This is a genomic window from Alcaligenes aquatilis (assembly GCF_003076515.1).
Classification (GTDB): Bacteria; Pseudomonadota; Gammaproteobacteria; order Burkholderiales; family Burkholderiaceae_B; genus Alcaligenes; species Alcaligenes aquatilis.
In genome coordinates, this window is the sequence record NZ_CP022390.1 from 2,522,314 (window position 1) to 2,542,897 (window position 20,584).

At 55.5% G+C, this 20,584-nt stretch carries 21 protein-coding genes; 6 read left to right on the plus strand and 15 right to left on the minus strand.

Going from position 1 to position 20,584, the window contains the following annotated elements; genetic code table 11:
* Window positions 1-80 precede the first annotated feature (80 nt).
* The gene (locus CA948_RS11510) at window positions 81-1,625 is read left to right on the plus strand and encodes a UbiD family decarboxylase (RefSeq protein WP_108728756.1); all 1,545 of its coding nucleotides are present in this window, start codon (window positions 81-83) and stop codon (window positions 1,623-1,625) included.
* Between the two features lie 124 nt (window positions 1,626-1,749).
* Here the strand turns inward: CA948_RS11510 and gloA are convergent, their stop codons facing one another.
* Window positions 1,750-2,166 (minus strand): lactoylglutathione lyase, encoded by a 417-nt coding sequence (gloA, locus tag CA948_RS11515; RefSeq protein ID WP_108728060.1) that lies wholly within the window; start codon window positions 2,164-2,166, stop codon window positions 1,750-1,752.
* Window positions 2,167-2,260: 94 nt separating this feature from the next.
* On the minus strand, window positions 2,261-3,184 hold the full coding sequence (locus CA948_RS11520; protein ID WP_238988587.1) for a LysR family transcriptional regulator: 924 nt from the start codon (window positions 3,182-3,184) through the stop codon (window positions 2,261-2,263).
* Between the two features lie 306 nt (window positions 3,185-3,490).
* Between CA948_RS11520 and CA948_RS11525 the strand changes: the two genes are divergently transcribed.
* Both CA948_RS11525 and CA948_RS11530 read left to right on the plus strand, forming a co-directional pair.
* Window positions 3,491-4,870 carry an MFS transporter gene (locus CA948_RS11525; RefSeq protein ID WP_108728062.1) on the plus strand — a complete coding sequence of 460 codons (1,380 nt, stop codon included), beginning with the start codon at window positions 3,491-3,493 and terminating at the stop codon, window positions 4,868-4,870.
* 246 nt (window positions 4,871-5,116) lie between these two features.
* Entirely contained in the window at window positions 5,117-5,551 is a 435-nt protein-coding gene (locus tag CA948_RS11530; protein WP_094195698.1) for a hypothetical protein, read from the plus strand.
* Between the two features lie 61 nt (window positions 5,552-5,612).
* On the opposite strand, the gene CA948_RS11535 is transcribed toward CA948_RS11530, so the two are convergent.
* The 13 genes from CA948_RS11535 to dacB form a co-directional block, all read right to left on the minus strand.
* Window positions 5,613-6,923 carry an amidase gene (locus tag CA948_RS11535; protein WP_108728063.1) on the minus strand — a complete coding sequence of 437 codons (1,311 nt, stop codon included), beginning with the start codon at window positions 6,921-6,923 and terminating at the stop codon, window positions 5,613-5,615.
* On the minus strand, window positions 6,904-8,070 hold the full coding sequence (locus CA948_RS11540) for an oxamate carbamoyltransferase subunit AllG family protein (RefSeq protein WP_108728064.1): 1,167 nt from the start codon (window positions 8,068-8,070) through the stop codon (window positions 6,904-6,906). Before CA948_RS11540 ends, CA948_RS11535 begins: the two co-directional genes overlap by 20 nt.
* A gap of 9 nt (window positions 8,071-8,079) precedes the next feature.
* Window positions 8,080-8,694 (minus strand): NAD-dependent dehydratase, encoded by a 615-nt coding sequence (locus CA948_RS11545; RefSeq protein ID WP_108728757.1) that lies wholly within the window; start codon window positions 8,692-8,694, stop codon window positions 8,080-8,082.
* A 47-nt stretch (window positions 8,695-8,741) separates the two neighbouring features.
* Window positions 8,742-9,614, minus strand: coding sequence for an NAD-dependent epimerase/dehydratase family protein (locus CA948_RS11550; RefSeq protein WP_035271165.1), 873 nt, complete (start codon window positions 9,612-9,614; stop codon window positions 8,742-8,744).
* Window positions 9,615-9,634: 20 nt separating this feature from the next.
* Window positions 9,635-10,600 (minus strand): PDR/VanB family oxidoreductase, encoded by a 966-nt coding sequence (locus CA948_RS11555; protein WP_108728065.1) that lies wholly within the window; start codon window positions 10,598-10,600, stop codon window positions 9,635-9,637.
* 18 nt (window positions 10,601-10,618) lie between these two features.
* The gene (locus CA948_RS11560) at window positions 10,619-11,842 is read right to left on the minus strand and encodes an aromatic ring-hydroxylating oxygenase subunit alpha (protein WP_094195694.1); all 1,224 of its coding nucleotides are present in this window, start codon (window positions 11,840-11,842) and stop codon (window positions 10,619-10,621) included.
* A 497-nt stretch (window positions 11,843-12,339) separates the two neighbouring features.
* Complete coding sequence (locus CA948_RS11565) at window positions 12,340-13,218, minus strand: LysR substrate-binding domain-containing protein (RefSeq protein WP_094195693.1); 879 nt, start codon at window positions 13,216-13,218, stop codon at window positions 12,340-12,342.
* 159 nt (window positions 13,219-13,377) lie between these two features.
* Window positions 13,378-13,767 (minus strand): hypothetical protein, encoded by a 390-nt coding sequence (locus CA948_RS11570; protein ID WP_108728066.1) that lies wholly within the window; start codon window positions 13,765-13,767, stop codon window positions 13,378-13,380.
* Complete coding sequence (locus CA948_RS11575) at window positions 13,764-14,153, minus strand: phage holin family protein (protein WP_094195691.1); 390 nt, start codon at window positions 14,151-14,153, stop codon at window positions 13,764-13,766. The genes CA948_RS11570 and CA948_RS11575 overlap by 4 nt, the downstream gene beginning before the upstream one ends.
* 158 nt (window positions 14,154-14,311) lie before the next feature.
* Window positions 14,312-14,629 carry an ElaB/YgaM/YqjD family protein gene (locus CA948_RS11580; protein ID WP_094195690.1) on the minus strand — a complete coding sequence of 106 codons (318 nt, stop codon included), beginning with the start codon at window positions 14,627-14,629 and terminating at the stop codon, window positions 14,312-14,314.
* A gap of 145 nt (window positions 14,630-14,774) precedes the next feature.
* The gene (locus tag CA948_RS11585; RefSeq protein WP_108728758.1) at window positions 14,775-15,491 is read right to left on the minus strand and encodes a hypothetical protein; all 717 of its coding nucleotides are present in this window, start codon (window positions 15,489-15,491) and stop codon (window positions 14,775-14,777) included.
* A gap of 102 nt (window positions 15,492-15,593) precedes the next feature.
* The gene (gene upp / locus CA948_RS11590; protein ID WP_042483245.1) at window positions 15,594-16,244 is read right to left on the minus strand and encodes a uracil phosphoribosyltransferase; all 651 of its coding nucleotides are present in this window, start codon (window positions 16,242-16,244) and stop codon (window positions 15,594-15,596) included.
* A gap of 70 nt (window positions 16,245-16,314) precedes the next feature.
* Window positions 16,315-17,763, minus strand: a complete 1,449-nt coding sequence (dacB, locus tag CA948_RS11595; protein WP_108728067.1) for a D-alanyl-D-alanine carboxypeptidase/D-alanyl-D-alanine endopeptidase — start codon at window positions 17,761-17,763, stop codon at window positions 16,315-16,317.
* 158 nt (window positions 17,764-17,921) lie between these two features.
* Between dacB and queA the strand changes: the two genes are divergently transcribed.
* From queA to yajC, 3 genes are all read left to right on the plus strand, one after another.
* On the plus strand, window positions 17,922-18,986 hold the full coding sequence (queA, locus tag CA948_RS11600; RefSeq protein WP_094195687.1) for a tRNA preQ1(34) S-adenosylmethionine ribosyltransferase-isomerase QueA: 1,065 nt from the start codon (window positions 17,922-17,924) through the stop codon (window positions 18,984-18,986).
* Window positions 18,983-20,119 carry a tRNA guanosine(34) transglycosylase Tgt gene (tgt, locus tag CA948_RS11605; protein ID WP_094195686.1) on the plus strand — a complete coding sequence of 379 codons (1,137 nt, stop codon included), beginning with the start codon at window positions 18,983-18,985 and terminating at the stop codon, window positions 20,117-20,119. The genes queA and tgt overlap by 4 nt, the downstream gene beginning before the upstream one ends.
* An 89-nt stretch (window positions 20,120-20,208) precedes the next feature.
* Window positions 20,209-20,553 carry a preprotein translocase subunit YajC gene (yajC, locus tag CA948_RS11610; protein ID WP_003803689.1) on the plus strand — a complete coding sequence of 115 codons (345 nt, stop codon included), beginning with the start codon at window positions 20,209-20,211 and terminating at the stop codon, window positions 20,551-20,553.
* Window positions 20,554-20,584: the final 31 nt, after the last annotated feature.

A 20,584-nucleotide genomic window follows, 5' to 3' on the forward strand; every position in this document is an offset into this window, starting at 1 on the left:
TTGCTAACTGCCCGATGTTAACCTTAGAACCTGTTCAAGGTCTTAACCAAAAATATCTGCAAGCGGAGCCCCGTTCTTCTGTGAAATACCGTGACTTGAGAGACTTTATTGCCCAGTTGGAAGCCAAGGGCGATCTGAAGCGGATTACGCAGCCAGTTTCCACCTCGCTGGAAATGACTGAAATCAGTGACCGGGTACTACGTGCCGGTGGTCCGGCGCTTTTGTTTGAGAACGCCCAGCATCAAGGCGCTAAAGCTGCCATGCCGGTCTTGGCCAATTTGTTCGGTACACCGCAACGCGTCGCCTGGGGTATGGGCGCGCAGGATGTGTCGGCATTACGCGACACTGGCGAACTGCTGGCCAATCTGAAAGAGCCGCAAGCGCCCACCGGAATGCGCGATGCGCTGTCCAAAGTGTCCATGCTCAAGTCCGCCCTGTGGGATATGAGCCCCAAGAACGTTCGCTCTCCCGCTTGTCAGGAAGTGGTGCTGGAAGGCAAGGATGTGGACCTGAACCAGATCCCCTTGCAACTATGCTGGCCCGGCGACGTGGCCCCCTTGCTGACCTGGGGCTTGGTGATTACCAAAGGCCCCCATGCCAAACGCCAGAACCTGGGCATTTATCGCCAGCAACTGATTGGCCGCAACAAGCTGATCATGCGCTGGTTGTCCCACCGTGGCGGGGCGCTGGATTTCCGCGATCACGCCCTGACCAACCCCGGCAAACCCTTCCCGATTGCTGTGGCTCTGGGCACTGACCCTGCAACTATTCTGGGTGCAGTCACCCCCGTGCCCGATAGCCTGTCCGAATACCAATTTGCCGGTTTGCTACGCGGCTCGCGCACCGAAGTGGCCAAAGCCTTGGGGAGCGACCTATCCGTGCCCGCCTGGGCCGAGATTGTACTGGAAGGCCATATCCTGCCCAGCGATCACCCGGAAGCTCTGGCCCCCGACGTGCCCGAAAGCATGAAACCGCCCGCAGACAGCAGCTATGAAATGGCACTGGAAGGCCCTTACGGCGACCACACCGGCTACTACAACGAGCAGGACTGGTTCCCGGTCTTTACCGTTGAGCGCATCACCATGCGCCGTAATCCGATTTACCACAGCACCTACACTGGCAAACCACCCGATGAACCTGCCGTTCTGGGTGTGGCACTGAACGAAGTCTTTGTGCCCCTCCTGCGCAAGCAATTGCCTGAAATTGTGGATTTCTACCTGCCACCCGAAGGCTGCAGCTATCGCCTGGCCGTCGTGTCGATTCGCAAGCAATACGCAGGCCATGCCAAGCGCGTGATGTTTGGCGTCTGGAGCATCTTGCGCCAGTTCATGTACACCAAGTTCATCGTCGTGGTGGACGAGGATGTGAACACGCGTGACTGGAAAGAAGTGATCTGGGCCATGACTACCCGTATGGACCCGGTGCGCGACACCGTGCTGGTGGAGAACACACCTATCGACTATCTGGACTTTGCCTCGCCGGTCTCGGGACTAGGCGGCAAGATGGGCATGGATGCCACCAACAAGTGGCCCGGAGAAACCCAGCGCGAATGGGGTACGCCTATCAAGATGGATGAGGCCACCAAGAAAAAAGTGGACGATATGTGGGGATCGCTGGGGCTGTAAACCAGAACACACCTTCATCCGGCGCATTCAACAACAAACAAAGACCATCACCGCAAGGGTGCATGGTCTTTGTTTTATTCAGCTCATCAAAGCGAGCCATCCCACACGGCGCCCACAACCGACGCTAGGTCGGCAAGGCCAGTGGCTCCACCAGCTCAATCAGGTACTCATCCGGGTCAAGCACAAAGGCAATCGTGCGTTTGCCGTGATTCATCTGCTTGGGAGGCGTCTTGACCCTGACGCCCTGCTCTTCCAGATAACGCACGGCCTGATGCACGTCCTGGACCATCAAGGCCAGATGACCAAAAGCCCCGCCCTTCTCATACGGCTCTTTTTGATCCCAATTCCAAGTGAGCTCCAGACTGGACTGCGTACTCTGGTCAAAGCTAAGAAACACATTGGTAAAGCGGCCGGACTCATAGTCCGTATGGCGCACAACATGCATGCCCAGAATATCGCGGTAGAACGCCAGGGATTGTTCCAGATCCAGGACGCGCAACATGACATGATCAAGGCCAAACTGTATTTCGGAAGTGCTCATAGCGAGGGGCAGAGGGTGGAAAATTGCAATGTAGCAAAACCGTCCCCCTTGCATCATGACCGCTCATCAAGGATCCATGAGAAATACTCAAGCCTTACGCACTGGCCGCCATCAGCTCCGACGAGATGGTCTGGATGAATAAAGGCACACAGGGATTGGCATTGCTTTCCTGCCACATGATGTTGATGAAGGACTGCGGATGCTGCCCCGACAAGTCCAGATCAATGGCCACCAAATCACGGTGTACGTACTTGCGCAAGGACTGCGACAAGACAGCAATGCCAATATTGGCCGCCACCATGCTCATGATGCCGGTAATGGTGCTGGCTTCCTGCACGGAATTGGGATGAAAACCGGCATGTCGGCACAGTGAATAAAAATAGCGCCGCCAGACCTGCCAATGCGTCTTGCTGCCCACTACAAAACGCTCATTGGCCAACTCTACCAAGGGAATGGATTTTTCCTTTGCCAAAGGGTGATCGCTCTGCAAAAGAACGATAGGGTCATCATGACAGACCGGCTTCCACTGCACGCCCAGCTCTTCGGGGTCATCAGAGAAAGCAAAGCCAAAGCCCAGGTCCAGGCTGCCCTGCTGCAAGCCCTGAATTTGCTGCTGCGTGGGCATATATAACAAATCGGTTGTGATGTTCGAATACTGCTGCTTGAAGTGCTCCAGCGTTCTGGGTAACACGTCCTGCACCGCGTAGTCGTTATAGGCAATGATCAGGTGTCCGATATCGCCAAACTTGGCTTTCTGGGCCAGTTCGATACCGCGCTCCAGATGCACAAAAACCTGCTCGATTTCCTGCAGCAGCAAAAAGCCGGCCGCTGTCAGCCTGACTTGGCGAGTGCTGCGTTCAAACAGATCTACCTGCAAGTCCTCTTCCAGCTTTTTGATGATGCGCGTCAGCCCCGGTTGCGTAATATGCAACCGCTCCGCCGCCTTCTTGAAATGCAACTGTTCGGCCACCGTTTTAAAGGCGCGCAGGTGATGCAAATCTAGGCGTGCGGGAATCATGGTTTCGCTCATTTTTTAGATTGATAACATCGCGATCAATAATAGTGCGCGAATAGTGAATGGACAAGCAATTTGCAGAGGATTAGCTTATCTAGCACGCACTGGATGGCGCTTTGCAAGCATGCCAGGAGCGGATGCCCAGCCCCACAGAAAGGAGGAACTCATCCTGTTGCAGCCGATGCTCTAACCGAGCTTTCAACCAATACCAAGAAAAGACAGACACGTATAAATAATAAAAAAACCAGCTACCCCCACAGGGTTTGATTTCAAAAAACAGATAGTCCCAATACTTGAGGAGACATAAGTATGCAAAGGGAAAGCACCGTGGCCGAATCGGAACATACCGATACGGGTCACATCAAGAAAGTAATGATGGGTTCAGCGGCCGGTACGATCGTTGAATGGTTCGACTTTGCCTTGTTCGGCTATATGGCCGTGTACATTGCACAAAACTTCTTCCCCACGGAAGACAAGATGGCGGGCTTACTGGCCACCTTTGCGGTATTTCTGGTGTCCTTTATTGTCCGTCCCCTGGGCGGTATCTACTTTGGCCGACTGGGCGACCGCATTGGCCGCAAGAAGATTCTGGCCCTGACCGTCTTGCTGATGTCCGGCTCGACCGCGGCCATTGGTCTGATTCCAACCTATGACAGCATTGGCATCTGGGCTCCGGTTCTGCTGATCATCATCCGCTGTATTCAGGGGCTGTCGGCCGGTGGCGAATATACAGGCGCCACCATCTACACCGTTGAACACAGCCCCATGAACAAGCGCAACTCCTACGCCTGGGCCATGTCCGGCGCCACCTACTTTGCGTTTGCACTGGCAGCAGGGATCAGCGCCGGTCTGGCCGCCATTGTTGGCACCGAGGCCATGGGCGATTGGGGCTGGCGCACCATCTTCCTGCTGGCCGTTCCCATGGGCATCGTGGCCTTTTTCATTCGCGACCACCTGGCCGAATCGCCCGAGTTCCAGCAGATGCGTGCGGAAAAGAAAGGTCAGCTCAGCTACAGCGCTTCCCAGGTGTTCAAGGCAGAGGGTTCCAATATTGTGAAGCTGGGTGGCTTTATCGTGCTGTACGCCCTGTCCTTCTACATTTTCTCCACCTACATGAACACCTTCCTGCGCACGGTCATTGGCTTGTCCTCCGTCCAGTCCCTGACCGCGAACATGGTTGCCCTGCTGTTCGTCACTGCCCTGACCCCGCTTGCCGGTGTGATCTCGGACCGGGTGGGCCGCCGTCGCATGATGCAATTTGCCGCTGTCTGGCATGCGCTGTTCACCATTCCGGCCTATATGATCGTCAGCAAGGGAGCTTCTTTGGAGGCCGCTATTTTCGGCATGCTGATTATCGGTATTGGTCAGGTGGCAGCCAGTGTGGTGGCCGTCACTCTGCTCTCGGAGATGTTCCCGACCGACATGCGCTATACCGCTTCCAGCATGTGCTACAACATCACCTTCGCGATTTTTGGTGGTACCGCACCCTACCTGGCCATCTGGCTGACGACGCAAACAGGCAGCTATCTGGCTCCCGCGTTTTACGTCACGGTGGTCGCGGTTCTGTGCTTTTTCTGGGTGACGGTGCTGATGCCCGAAACCGCCAACAAGCCTTTACGCCGCTATCACACCGAACCGGCTCATGATGCCAAACCGGCAGTCAGCATGGGCAAGGCAAGCGCCAGTTAAGCCTTCTTTATTCCTGCTAGTTTTCCGCTATCAACAGCCCTGTTTTACAGGGCTGTTTTTTTATGGAAAAAGAGCATTGATTTACATTAAAAGCAATTCACATAAAGCTGATTCTGCCTATACAGAAACCGTATTACCATACCGGCTTCTATAGAATAGCCTTCTATAGCCCGCGTCAAATATAGACTCACCTCCTGCCTTAAGCAGGCAGAAGAATACGCTTGCACTGCCCAAGGAATTTGCACCATGACCACCATCAGCCTCACCAACGTAACCGTAAGCAGCGACGCCAACTCGCATGCCCAAGGGTGGCTGACGGTTCAATTCAGCAATGGCTACAGCATCCAGGCCTACTGCCCCGAAAGCAGTGACAACTGGGCCCAAGGAGCCCGGCAGCTGTGCAAACCAGGACATCACGACGGTCTGGCCCCCACGCAGGTAGACGAGCTGCTGATGCAAGCGGCCGACGATGGCAGCTATGTCGTCCTGCAAGCCACTCTGCCCAAGGCTGCCGTTCCCATGACTTATGCCCGGCCCGCTGACGAGCACGTCTATATGGAGCTGTCCCACAAACAGCAAAGCGTTTTCAGCGCGGATTTCCTGGCCATTGCCGCGATTATTTTCGGGGCGCTGTATGGTTTGAAATGGTTATTTGAAAAGTATCTGCTGCCAAAACTATAAAAAAACGCAGCCTAAAAAAAAGCGCCCTGTAAAAACAGGACGCCTAAAAGAAAAAAGAAATCTACACCGTCAGCACTGAGCTGCTATTTAAAAAGCACTGCTGCAACTGACGCGCCTGTAAAAGCAAAACATCATCCTGATGCGGTTTACCAATCAACTGCAAACCCATGGGCAGTTTCTGGAAATAACCCAAAGGCAAGGACACCACGGGCAAGCCCAATAACTGCCAGGCACGACTCATGAATGGCGCCCCCGTTCCTTCGGTTTTATAAGGCGCAACACCGGCTGCCGCAGGCGCCAGAATGAAATCCGCCCCACTATCTGCAAACCACTGCAACACTGCCTGTTTGAGCGTGTCCGCTCTTTGCAAGGCAGCAATGTACTCCATGTAGGGAAAAGCCAGACCCGTGCTCATCAAGGACTGCATATGGACACTCAAGGTTTCATGCTGCTGTTGCTCGTACACCAGATTCCGGGCCACTTCATAAGCCATGATCTGGGCATGCAAGGCCGTCAACTCAACGACGGCATCCTGCAAGGGGAAATCAACCAACGTATGTCCCTGTTCCGACAAATCCTTCTGGCACGCCTGCAAGGTCTCCAGCATCTTGCCCTGAACTTCGCCCAATGCTTGCCCAGAGAAAACACCGAACACACAAGCCGCCTGCGCTCCCGGCGTGCTCAAACTCAAGGGTTTGTGCAGCAGGATATTGCGCAGCAAGAGCGTGTCGAGCACATCGTTGCTGAGTATGCCCAAAGAATCCAGCGACTGCGCCAGCGGTTGAATATTACGCAAGGAAAACTCGTTCTTGCTGCCTACATAGCCAATGCAGCCGCAGTAGGATGCGGGCCGTATGACCGATGCCGCCGTCTGTGTGCCGAAGGCTACCGGCACCATGAAATCGGCCACGGCAGCAGCAGAGCCGCTGGAGGAGCCGCCGGGTGTACGTTCAGCATCATGCGGGTTATTCGTCTTGCCAGCCTGAAAGTAAGCAAACTCGGTTGTGACCGTCTTGCCCATCAAAATGCCGCCTGCCGCTTTCATCGCGGTAACGCAGGAAGCATCCATATCCGGAATCCGATCCTGGTGAATAGCTGAGCCCATTGTGGTGGGAATACCGGCCGTATCAATTACGTCCTTGACCGCAAAGGGCAGGCCCATCAAGGGCGAAGCCTTGTAAAAATCGCTGCGGCTTTCGTACTCGGCCAGATAGTCGTCTTGATCAATCAGATACTGCCAGGCACCAATCTTGTCATCGCGTGTGGCAATGCGCTCGTAGAAGGAAGCCACGATATCCGGCAGACTGGCTTCGCCCGTATGCAGAGCGTGCAGCAATTGATGCAAAGGCAGCTTAAACCACTGTCGTTTCATGCTGCCACTCCTTGAGAGCTTGAAATAAAGAGGCATCCACCGTCGCCACTCCACCGCCAATACGACCGCGCTCTCCGGCACCGTCGATCATGCCCAGCAACACCAAAGGCCCGGTATTGCTGGCAATCACTTGCGCAAAATCACTGATGCCATTGCGCCCGGCCAGAAAGGGCAAGCGGGTTTTCAGAAACAGGCTTTGACGAGTCAGGTAGTTCGAGGGCAAAAAGGCATGCAAATTCTTCGCACTAATCCCGGCCAGATCCAGACACTGACCACCCAGCCCTACAAAATCCACCACCGCACTATCGCCCAAGGCTCCCAGCGCGTTTGCCTGTTCATTGCCGGGTTCTTTATTGCCAGCAATAACAGGGGCATCCGTAACCAACCAAGTTGTCGAACTGGCCAATTGCAGACCAAAGCGCAAGCCATTGCCGCCGACTTTAACGATGGCATCCGCGCCATCAGCGGGCGTCTGGTTTGCCAGAATCAAGGCACTGGCGGCCATCCAGTAATTCAAGGCCCAGGCCATCGCACCGTACAGAAAGCTCTGGCTGGCTTGGTCATTAATGCCCCAGGAGACAATAATGTCGGCCAGTTGCCTGGAGCCATGCATGGTACGAGCATGGCCATCATCACCATTGAGCAAGGAAGCCTGGACGATGGGGGCCAGATCTACCGGCCCCTGAAACTGTGCAGCCAGCCGTGCGCCCAAATCCTGATGCAGCCAACGCAGATGCGGCACCATTTCATCAGCAAAAATACCCAGGCGGGTGCACCACTGCATGCCTTCATTCAGCACCGAGTATTTCTTGTTTTCGGGCTGATTGCTGTCGCTGACCTCAATCAAATACATGGACGGCGTGACGACTCCGGCCAATGGCACCACCACGCCGTAATCCTGCGCGGGAGCCAATTGCACGCCCCCTGCGTCCAGCAAGGCTTGCGCCTCTTGTTTGTTGCCCGCCCAGCCCTCATACAGAATGCCGATCAAAACCGAATTTCGGATTGCGGCAGGCAGCTCCTGCGCATCCCGAAACGGTGGCCCGGCATGCAGGACCAAGCGGCCTTGCGAGGGCAAAAGGGATTGCAGGGGACGGACTCCTGTCCAGGCGGGCATCACGGCCTGCGTCTCTACATGCTGAGCCATATCGTCTCCTTACGCCACGCGCACCCAGGTTTCGCTGTTCGCCAGGCTGGCGGACTGCGCACGCGAGCCGTTAAAGTCTCGCTCTATGGTGTTGCCTGGCAAGGCCTTGCCATTGATCAGCACTCTGGCTTGCTGCGCCGGATGGAATACACACATCATTTCGTGCTTCTGGGTTTGGGTCTGGCTTTGCGGCAGGTCCACACAAATCGCGGGCTGCGTCATTTGATGCCATTGCAATTCCACCGTCAGACCTGCACTGGCGGAGGAGACAGACTCGCTGACCAGCTCAGGGAAACGGTTCACCGTCTGGAAAACGCCGTCACCCAAGACCTGCAACTTATCCAGCGCCACCGCCTTGCGAAACAAGCCAAAATGGCGCACAAAATCCCGTACCAGATACTCGGCCAAAGGCTGGTTGTCTGTAATCAGCAAACGTGCGTCGCTGTCCTGCCCGTCCTCGTAGGGCTTGTCCAATACCAGAATGGCCTGGCCGCTGCCATACGCCGAGCTGGCAATGCGAAAGTACAGGGACAAGGACGACCAGTCCTGCTCAGGGTCGGTCTTCAAATAAATAAAAGGGTTGTCACCCGTCCAATCCAAGGTGCCGGTTTTAATTCCCGTCATGCTCAAGTCTCCGTGTTCAATTTGTTCGTCAAGAACGCCTGGACGTTTCACGCCAGGTCTTTTTCCACCGCGTATTCCTGGCGCAGTTGCTGAAAATCCGTGCTCGGCTGCCAGCCCAGAATTTCCTTGGCCGCATGGCTGCTGAAAATAGAGGCACGGGGATTATTCTGATACCAGCGCGGGTTCTTGATTTCAGGCACAGGGCCAATAATCTGCTGATACCAGTCTGTGGTTGCCAGAGGGTGGGAGCTATCGTCTGCGCTGATGAAAAACACGCCGTAGCGCAAACCTTGCAGATTCACGGCGGCCTCAAAAGCACGCGCCAGATCCGCAGCCCAGATGTAATAAAACAGCCAGTTGCGCTGCGGGCTGTCAACGAACTGGATGTACTCGGCAATGGTTTCCGGCAGCACCACGGCCAGCGGACGCAGGCAGATCACTTCCATATCGCTGGCATCGCTAAAGCTTTTTGCCATCTGCTCCATGACAATCTTGCTGACGCTATAGGCCTGATAAGGCTTATTTTCATGGGCCTCGTCTACAGGCAGATACTGAGGTTTCCAATCGGCGCGCATCTCCGACAGACCGCAGGCTGAAATACTGGAACACAGCACCACTTTCTTGACGCCGTTTTCACGACAGGCTTGCAGCACATGCCAGGTGCCGCGCACATTCACGTTGATGTACTGCTCCTCAGCAGCCTTCCAGTCGAAATCAATCGCCGCCAGGTGAATCACGGCATCGGCATCTTTGGTGGCCGCACGCACGGCCTCCAGATCCATCACATCCGTTTGAATAAAAGAAACCTGATGCTGGCTGGGTTTCAGATCCGCCACGACCACATCCATGGTCTGCATCAATTGCTGTACGACGTACGAGCCCACACGACCCGAGCCACCTGTAACCACCACTTTCTTCATGGTGTTTCTCCTGTTTATTGTTATAGATCCAAAACCAATTCGGCCGACAAGGCGCGCGAAACGCAGATCATCATGGTTTCATTCAGCCGCCGTTCTTCTGGCGACAGCACAAAATCCCGATGCTCCGGCAAGCCGGAAATCACTACGGTCTCGCAGGTACCGCAGGTGCCGTTCTGGCATGAGCACTTGACCCGTATGCCTTCCCGTTTCAAGGCGGCCAGAATCGTTTCATCCCCCGCTACCGCGATGCTTTTGCCCGACTTCTTCAAGGTCACGGTAAAGCCCTTGCCTTGCAACATGGCCGGATCGGTCTCTACCGAGAAGCGCTCCAGCACCAGTTGCCAGCTAATATCGGCCTGTTCCTGTTGATAGTTTTCCAAGGCGGTCAGCAAAGGCTGCGGACCGCAGGAATAAACGACGGTTTGCGCATCCAGCGCTTGCAATGCGCCTTGCAGATCAAACAGACCGTCCTGATTGGAGGCATGCGTGGTGATACGCGCGCCATCCACTTCTTGCAGCTCTTGCAGAAAAATAAAATCCGCTGCGTTTCTTGCCAGATACAGCAAGTGCCAGTCCAGACCCGCTGCCGCAGCGGCCTGGACCATGGGCACGATAGGCGTGATGCCTATGCCCCCGGCAATAAAGAAGCACTTCTTGTTTGCAGCAAAGGGAAAGTGATTTTTCGGAATGCTGACGGCCAGTGCATCACCTTCCTGCAATACCTCATGGATATACGCAGAGCCGCCCCGCCCGGCATCCTCTTTCAGAACGGCAATTTGCCATTCGCGGGTATTGGCCTGTTGGCCACACAGCGAATACTGACGGTAAAGCGGCTCGGTCTGCGACACCGCCAGTTCCAGCTCAATGTGCGCCCCTGGCTCCCAGACGGGAAACGCGCCCCCGTTTTGCAAACCCAGAGTCAGACCCACAACGCGCTCTGACAGCCTGGTTTTCTTCAGCACGCGTGTTTGCAAAGTTTGCTGCATGATGCTGCTCCTGCTCCCTTAGGCAATCGCTCGGATCGGCAATACCCGGCTTTGCTCGTCCGCACGGCGCTCTTCGGCGCGGTACAGATCAATCAGCCAGTTTTGCAAACGCTTGATGACCAGCTCTTCATTGGTCAAGCGGCCACGGGAAGCAAAGTTCGATTGCATGCCCTGATGCGAACGACGCCAGGCAAACAAATCCTCGATCATCACGGGGTACAAATCATCGTGTTCCTGATCGAACTTCTCTTTGTGATCCTCGCGCTCCAGTGTTTCTTGCGGATACATCCAGGACACGCCGTAGGTCGATTGCTTGGCGCTTTTGGGTAGCCACATGAAGTACTTCACCTTATCGGGCATGGCCACCAGCAAGAGGTTAGGAGCCACCGTCACGTAAGAAAGCTGGGTCCGCTCCTGATCGGTCAGACCATCCATGGGCGGCTGCAAGATGGAACCGGTATGCGTCGGCGCGGCGTCCTTGTGGGTGGAGAGCAGGTTGTAGGACACAATGCCATTGGCTACGTCATTAAAGACAGCAGTTTCATCGACACGATCCGGATTGGTTTCGTACATGCCGCCCCAGGACGAAGCGTGCAGGAAGCTGCAGTGGTAGCACTCGTCATTGAAGATCTTCCAGTTCCAGTCGAAGCTCTCCATCTTCAGAGGCTCCGAGGACTTCAACTCGGACATGCGGTAGTTCGCCAGTTGCTTACCCAAATTGCCCAAGCGGGTATGCAAGGCAGGCGCCATGGCGTCGTAGTTGATGAAGATGAAGCCTTCCCAAACCTCGGCACGGATTTTGGGCAGACAGACGCTCTTGGGGTCAAAGCTGGCGCCGGTATCAGTCAGACCAGGGGCGGAAACCAGTTCACCTTCCATGTTGTAGACCCAGGCGTGCAAAGGGCAACTGATACGGCGCACATTCCCTGCTCCTTCCAACAACAGCATATTGCGGTGACGACAGACGTTGGATAGCACATTGATGCCACCTTCACGAGTGCGGATAGCGAACAGCGCATCATTACCTACGTCAAAGGTGAAAAAGTCACCGGCATTGGGAATGTCAGTCGCACGGCCCACACAGAACCACTGTTTTTTCCAGACGGCATTCAGTTCGAACTGAAAAAACTCTTCCGAGTTGAAACACTCGGGGGGCAAGGCGAAAACCTCATCGGTTTCCTGCTGAAAGTAGCTGCGGTCAAATTCTTCAATCGCAATGGGCGAGCGTAGAGCGGTAGTCATCTCAATATCTCCTCTGGTTTGCATGAGCACCATGAATGGCTTTTATTAGGTCAGGCCAATCATGCGACAGGGAGCGACCCTTGAAAATTGAGCAAATTTGACGGAACGATGAGTTTTTTTTGTTGTTGAATCGGGATGAAGGGAAAGCGGTGGATCGCAAACACTACAAAATGAAGCCGTTCTCGACGACGTAAAGCCCGATTGAGGACTGCGTGTCAGCTACTTGGGACTAGGTATGAGCGATGTGAGAACTAGGCGGAGCTTGATAAAACCTCCAGCCACGCGCGTCAGATCGGGTTTCCACACCCTGATCGATGAGAAATGAGCAATGAACGAAGTGCGATGTGCATCCAGCCTGGTTCGGGAAGGCCGATACATAAAAAAACCTGCATATTTGCAGGTTTTTTAAAGACGCAGGCACAGCGACACGGTCAGCAAAGAACAAAGAAAGCCCGGTCACCGAACGCAGTATAGGGGCGTCGCCAATCAACTACCGCCTAGCGAATTGCAATCGACGCGACCCAATCCACAAACTCCTGCTCCTGTCGGCTAAGGTTCGCCTCCTTGGGGTAGGCCAGGAAATAGGCGTACTCTTCCAGGCAAACATCGAAAAGCTGGACGATCTCTTTCTTGTCGATCAAAGGTTGCAGCAAGGCCGGACAGCCCAGCATCACCCCTTGGCCGTTCAAGACGGCATTCATGCGTACATTGGTGTCATCAATGTGAAAGCTCTTCTTGGCCGTCAGTTCCTGCCCCGCCGCCTTGCGCAACCACTGCTCCCAGCACAGCTGATTTTCTTCGTGAATCAGCACATGCTGGTTCAGATCCGCCGGAAATGTGATCTGGCCATGCGCCTGCAAATAAGACGGCGCACACACAGGCGTCAAATTGCCGGGAATGATGCGCAAGGTCTGCAACTGCGGCCAGTCGCCCTGCTTGCCCCAGACAATTGCAAAATTGATGTTGTCCCTGAAAAAGTCCGGTGCCTGCAACCTGTGCAGCAAGTTGATTTCAATGTCCGGGTGCTTCAGCCAGAAATCTCCCAACTGCCCGGTAAACCACATGCTGGACACAAAGGGCCGCAAGGACAGATTGATACGGCTCTTGCCGTGCGGCATACGCAGTTCGCTCAAGGCCTGATTGATCTCGTAAAAAGGCCGCTGCAAACGGTCGAACAAAAACTGGCCCTGATCCGTCAACTCCAGGGAACGGTTTTTACGCAGAAACAGCTTGCAGCCCAGATACTCCTCCAGCACCTTGATCTGGTGACTGACTGCCGAAGGAGAGACCAGCAGGTCTTCTGCCGCCTTGGTGAAGTTCAACCTTTGCGCGGATACCGTAAAGGTTCTTAAGGCATTCAGTAATGGCACCTGCATGACGGGCTATGTCTCCTGATGTGGCTAGCTTTGTTCTGAAATTATTTATTATCGGAGCATAAGCCTTGCCGTCTTCAAAAACCAGTCGGCTGAACACGGGGTCCCTCAAGCGCGCATAAAAAAACCGGCCTGGGCCGGTTTTTGAAAATACAAGCAGGCTTACTCGTTCACATCGGTTTTGCGCCGTACCGGAACCAGAACATCGCGTGCTTGCTCGCGTGCCGACTTGGAAGCATCAAACAATTTCCAGGCTCCCAGAGCCAAGGCTCCGATACGCAGCCAGCGCCCGCCAAAGCTACTGAGCACCGCCGAGGCACCAGATAACAGAAACGGATAACGGCGTGACAAGGACAATGCACTGGCCACCACACCGCCCATGCTCAAACCCGACGGCTTGACGCTGTTCCACAAGTTGCCGGGACTTAAATCTTCCCCCAGGGAATGGATCTGGGACGACATGGCCTGCCGCTCCAAGGAGGCGCGGACTCGCAACAGTTCAATACGCACCGCCCGCTCCTGGGCGGACATGCTCTCTTGCTTCGTGCTCATTTCCCGTCTCCCTCGGAATCCCTCAAGCGCTCAATAAACGCGACATCGCGACGCAGCTCGGACAAGGTCGCTGAAAAAGGAATTGGACCTGTCGTCAGACGACGACGTACGGCCAGGAAAAGCCCCACTCCCAAACCGGCATACAAAACGACCAGTCCCCCCAAGGCCCAGTAACGATACTCCGTAGGCCAGAAGTACAAGGCCAGCAACAAGCTGAACACCAGCACCGCCAGAGTGGAGAACAGCAGTGCGCCAAACACCATAGTGAAAATAGTGATCAGGCTCGCCTTTTGCTGGCCGGCCTCCAGAGCAAACAGCTCCAGCCGAGTACTGACAGCTCCTATCAAGGTAGAACCAAGCTGACTGATAGTTTGCCTAAGCGCCATGATTTATCCCTGCTCTGCGACATCTTGTCCTTACCTGCAAGGACAAGAGCCTGGTTTCTAAAAGGCTGCCGATCTGGACGGCAAAGTCCAGATCGGCAGGGTCGCTTTTTATGCTGCTGCAGCCCTACGAAAGGCCTGCAGCGCAGAGCACAGACAGATTAACGACGACTGATCAGCATGCCGAACATCAGGCCCACAATACCGGCCACGCCAATAGCTTGCCAGGGCTTGTCGTGGACATAATTGTCGGTTGCTTTGGCTGCACGCAGGCTGTGATCAACCACTGCTTCCTGGGCATCGTGCAAGGAATCCCGGGTCAGACGCAATGAGCGCAAGGCTTTTTCCCGCAATTCACCGGCTTTGTCGCCCGTGGCTTCGGCTGCTTCACGCATCAGTTGTTCTGCTTCATCCAAGCTCGCTTTCACTTCCTCGATGAATTTGTCTCCGCTGTTTTCCAGACTTTTCTTGGTAGCCATAAATAACTCCTTGCCGTTGAAAGGGACACGCGACAAATACGTATCGCCAAGTGAATGGCGCCATAGCAGCGCCGCACAAAATTCTTTAACCCGCACTTTTCAGGATAAAGATACTCGGTGAACCTGTGAGATATTCATCACAAGCTTACTTCAGTTGGGTTACCTCTACCGTAGACGGTACACCGTTCTGAATACTTTCTTGCTTCATGACCATCTGCACCTCCGGACAATACCAATCGGTAACCTGTGAATTGATTCCCGGAATAGGCAGGCTGATGCCACTGAAACTGGCCTGGGTAGGCTCAATCTCGCGTTGATAGCGAATAGGCCAGCACTGGTAATTGCCCAATGCAGTCTGTATGGATTGTTGGGAGCCGACCGTCTTGGCACCAGTATGAATGCGCAGAACATTGGCCTGGCTACGCTTGTCCAGATTGATCTGATAGCTCTGACGGGGGAAAGTCTGTCCGTCTTGCAGACCACCATGTTCGTAAGAGAACAGCCCCAGCAAACGCAGGTCAAACGAGCCTGGAACGGCTTGCAGACCACCCCGGCCGTCATCACGTTGGAAACGGGTGCGACCATCGCGCACGGTCATGACATAGTCAATATTAGGCTTGCTGGCAGGCAAACCCGCCAAGGCCACGCTGGCCTTGCCCTGTACGCGAGCCTGGCACTGATCGCCGCCCTGCTTTTTCACATCAGAAAACGCCAGATCAGCGCCCAAGGCCAGAAAACCCGAGCCAGTCAGCTGCACCTGCCCGCCGTCACGCATAAAGGGGACGTCACACAAGCCGGCCTGGGCCGAACCCAGGCCCAAGGTAAGCAACAGAGGAGCAGCCATCCAAGCATTCAGTTTCATATGCATTCTGGATTCAGTGAAACGTAGACTTAACGCTTTATTATGCCTATCCCCCCTGCCATGCTGGCAAGGGATTGTAAAAAAGCACAACAAGTTCCGGAATTACACCTCGCCGTCCTGAACCTTCTGACGCGTACCAAAAATACGGTCGCCCGCATCGCCCAGGCCCGGCACGATATAACCGTGTTCGTCCAAATGCTGATCAATGGACGCGGTATAGATATGCACGTCAGGATGGTGTTTTTCAAGAGTGGCGATGCCTTCAGGGGCCGCCACCAGCACCAGGGCACGAATATTCTTGCAACCCGCTTTTTTCAGCAGATCGATCGTGGCAACCATAGAGCCGCCGGTGGCCAACATGGGGTCGATAATCAGGGCCAGGCGCTGGTCCAGCTCACCGACCAACCGTTCCAGATAGGTCTGGGCCTCAAAGGTTTCTTCATTTCGGGCGATACCGATCACGCTGACCTTGGCGCCGGGAATCAAGCTCAACACCCCGTCCAACATGCCAATACCGGCGCGCAAGATAGGAACAACCGTCACTTTCTTACCAGCCAGCTTTTCCACTTCCACATTGCCACACCAGCCTTCAATGGTGGTGGGTTCCAAGGGCAAATCCTTGCAAGCCTCGTAGGTCAGCAAAGAAGCAATTTCCTGGGACATTTCGCGGAAATTTTTTGTGCTCAGATCTGCCTTGCGCATCAAACCCAGTTTATGGCGGATCAAAGGGTGGCGTATTTCGTGTATGGGCATGATTGCTTCATCAAATTAGGGACTAACTAAAAACGGGGCTGCTGCACAGCAGCCCGCACTATCGTGATCGTTAACGCACTGCCAACCACTTCACCACCGAGTCAAAAAAGGGCCGGGCAGCGGCAGAACGTTCGTCATTGACCATCATGACAACAATATACCGCTTTCCGCTGGCTCCCAGCACGTAACCGGCCAGCGCACGACTATCGCGCAGTGTGCCGGTTTTCAGGTGAGCACGGCCCTGAACCTCGTCATCGCGCAAGCGCGAACGCACCGTGCCATCCACACCGGAAATCGCGAAGGAGGAAATGTACTCGGGCATCCAGTTCGAGCGCCAGGCAACCTTCAGCATGTCGGCCATCCCGCCCGCCGTAACGCGTCCATTACGCGACAGACCGGAGCCATTGTCTACCGTCCAGCCAGCCGTGTTGACACCCTGACGGCCTAATACTCCCATGACTGCCCGTTCACCACTGGCGACGGTCGCACCCGGACCGCTCATCTCAGCGCCCACGGTCAGCAAAATGGTCCGAGCCATCACGTTATTGCTTTGCTTATTAACAAGGCGAATCAAATCAGACAATGACCGCGAATCATGCCAGGTAATCACCTGGGCACGGGCAGGCACGCGGCCTGTCTTGATATCGCGGGCCAAGGTGCCGCCCAGATCGCGCCACAGGCTACGAAACAGTTTGTCGAAAAATTCGGTTTGGGAATGCACCAGTCGGTACACGCTGAACTCACCGCAAGAAGCAGCGGCCTTGCCACTGACACGCACCACCATGCCACCGGCTTCAGGCTGAATCTGGGTTCCAACTACAGGTGAACCAGGGCAGGTGGCCGTCGACCACTCGACTTCACCCTGAACGCGCACACCCGGCAGGGGCGGGTCAATAATCGCAATCCATTTGCGCGCCTGGGTATCGGGTTGGAACACCAGGCGGGACGCCCCCAGCCCTACCATCATGGCGTCCGGGCTGGCGTTATAGGGACGGTCACCCGCATTATCGAAGTCGCCCGGATTAATGGTGACGTTACCGAAAATGGAACGATCCACAATAACGTCGGTCAGATTCTTCACCCCACGCAAGCGGAGCTCGCGCAACATGTCCCACAACTGCGGCACGGTCAAAAACGGATCGCCCCCGGCCTTGATATACAAAGGCCCTTTCAGCGTGCCTTGCTCGTCCACTTGCAGGCCATCCTGGGCCATCAAGGTCGTGCGCCACGTGTATTCTGGCCCCAGAGCGGACAGACCAGCCCAGGTGCTGACCAGTTTCATCACCGAGGCAGGGTTACGCGGCTCTTGGGCGTTGACGCCAATCAGACGCGGACCATCAGCCTCGTCCACCACGATGGACAGGGACGATTGTGGCAAACGGCTGGCATTCCAGACCGAAGCCAGCTCGGGCGGCAAGGCCTGGGCCAGGGCTAGCGATGCGCCTTGCACCATGAGCAAGGTGGCCAAAGCCACATGCTTGCAACGACTCAAAACAGGCTTTGCCTTTAAAACGCCCATGCCCTCGTCTCCAACAGATCAATTCAGGAAAGATCCAAGCATACCGAAAGAAAAACACCACGGATATGGCCGTTTCAGCAATCTGGCGGCAAAGCGTTAAAATAGTCGGTTACCCCACCAGGCCCGGTCTTTTGGCCCACGGCCCTTTACGACAAACCATGAGCATCGACCCCTCTTTAACTATCGCCCAGTTCGACTACGAGCTTCCCCCTGATCTGATCGCTCAAAGCCCGCCGGCCCAGCGCCAGGGCAGCCGTTTGCTGCATCTGGACAGTGCCAGCCAATTGCATGACCGCCAATTCACCGACCTGCCCAGCCTGCTGCGCAAGGGTGACCTGCTGGTCTTTAACGACACGCGCGTCATCAAGGCCCGCCTGCACGGCCAAAAAAGCAGCGGCGGCAAGGTGGAAGTGCTGATCGAGCGCGTGACCGGCCCTGATACGGCCCTGGCCCATATCCGCGCTAGCAAATCTCCCAAACCCGGCACCTTGCTGGAACTGGCCGAAGGCCGCGTACTGGCCGACTGCACCGGACGGGAAGACGCCTTGTTTGCCCTGCGCTTTCACGAGCCTGTGCTGGACATGCTGGAGCAGTACGGCGCAACACCTCTGCCGCCCTACATTACCCACGCGGCCGATGAACAGGACGACTCGCGCTACCAGACTGTCTACGCCCGTCACCCCGGTGCCGTAGCCGCCCCCACAGCAGGCCTGCACTTTACCGACGACATGCTGGCCACCTTGCGCGAGCAAGGCGTGGACCAGGCCTTTGTGACCTTGCACGTGGGTGCAGGCACGTTCCAGCCTGTGCGCGTGGACAATATCAGCGAGCACGTCATGCACGCCGAACGCTACCACGTCCCCGCCGCTACCCTGACCAAGATTGAAGCCACCCGCGCTGCTGGTGGCCGCGTCATTGCCGTGGGCACCACCAGCGTGCGTTCGCTGGAATCTGCCGCCAGCAAAGAGCCCGGCATGAACCAGCGCTGCGCCGATGGCAGCATTGAAGGCGACACGCGTCTCTTTATTACCCCCGGCTTCCAGTACCAGTGGGTAGATGCGCTGATCACCAACTTTCATTTGCCCCAGTCCACCTTGCTGATGCTGGTATCGGCTCTGGCGGGGATCGAACCCATACAACGTGCCTACCAGCACGCCGTCCAATCCCGGTATCGCTTCTTTAGTTACGGCGATGCTATGTTCATTGAGCCCCCTACCCCATGAGTGGACTGAAGTTTGACCTTTTAAGCACCGATGGCGGCGCTCGCCGTGGCCAGATCACCCTGAACCACGGTGTGGTGCAGACCCCCATCTTCATGCCGGTAGGCACGTATGGCAGCGTCAAGGCCATGATGCCGCACGAGTTGAACGAGATTGGCTCGCAGATCATTTTGGGTAACACCTTTCACCTGTGGCTGCGTCCAGGCACGGAAGTCATGGACAAGTACCAGGGCCTGCATAACTTCATGCAGTGGGACAAGCCCATCCTGACGGATTCGGGCGGTTTTCAGGTGTTCAGCCTGAAAGGCATGCGTAAAATTACCGAGGAAGGGGTGAAATTTGCCTCCCCCATCACCGGCGAGCGCCTGTTTCTGACACCTGAAGTGTCCATGCAAATCCAGTACTCCTTGAACTCCGACATTTCCATGGTGTTCGACGAGTGCACTCCCTACCTGATTGATGATCGCCCCGCTACGCATGATGAAGCGGCCAAATCCATGCGTATGTCTCTGCGCTGGGCGCGTCGTTCGCGCGAGGAATTCAAGCGTCTGACCAACCCCAATGCCCTGTTTGGTATTGTGCAAGGCGGCATGTACGAAGATTTGCGCGACGAATCCCTGGCGGGTCTGACCGACATCGGCTTTGAAGGCTACGCCATTGGTGGCCTGTCCGTAGGCGAGCCCAAAGAAGACATGATGCGCATTCTGGCGCACACCACACCCAAACTGCCCACCAACGCCCCCCGCTATCTCATGGGGGTCGGTACGCCAGAAGATCTGGTGGAAGGGGTCAGTCAGGGTGTGGACATGTTTGACTGCGTGATGCCCACCCGCAACGCCCGCAATGGCTGGCTTTTTACGCGCTACGGCGACATCAAAATTCGCAATGCCCGCTACCGTGACGACACACGCCCGCTGGACCCAAGCTGCACTTGCCATACGTGTCAGCATTTCTCACGGGGCTACTTGCATCATTTGCAGCGTTCCAATGAAATTACCGGCTCGCGTTTGAATACCTTGCACAACCTGCATTTCTATCTGCAGATCATGCAAGAGATGCGTGATGCCATTGAGCAAAAGCGTTTTGCGGCCTGGCGCGAGCAATTCCACCAGGATCGAGCACGCGGCATTGAATGACACGCGGTTTGTGATACCGCAATAAAGTGCCGCTACAATACACCGTTAGTTTTTGACAACCCACACAAAAAAATCCTCAGGAGCCCCACATGTCCGCTGTTGACATTCTGACTCTCATCCCCGCCCAGGCAGCTGCCGGCGGCGAAAATGCCTTGATGGGCATGCTGCCCATCATCTTGATGTTCGTTGTGCTGTACTTCTTGATGATTCGCCCTCAAATGAAGCGTCAGAAAGAGCACCGCAATCTGGTGTCCAACCTGGCCAAAGGCGACGAAGTCATCACCTCCGGCGGTTTGCTGGGCAAAGTCAGCAAAGTTCACGACAACTACCTGACCGTTGAAGTGGCCAACCTGACCGACAAGCCTGTTGAAGTTCTGGTCCAACGCGTGGCCGTTACGACTGTTCTGCCTAAAGGCACCATCAAGTCGCTGTAATGCCTCCGACCCCGGACCTCGGTCCGGGGTT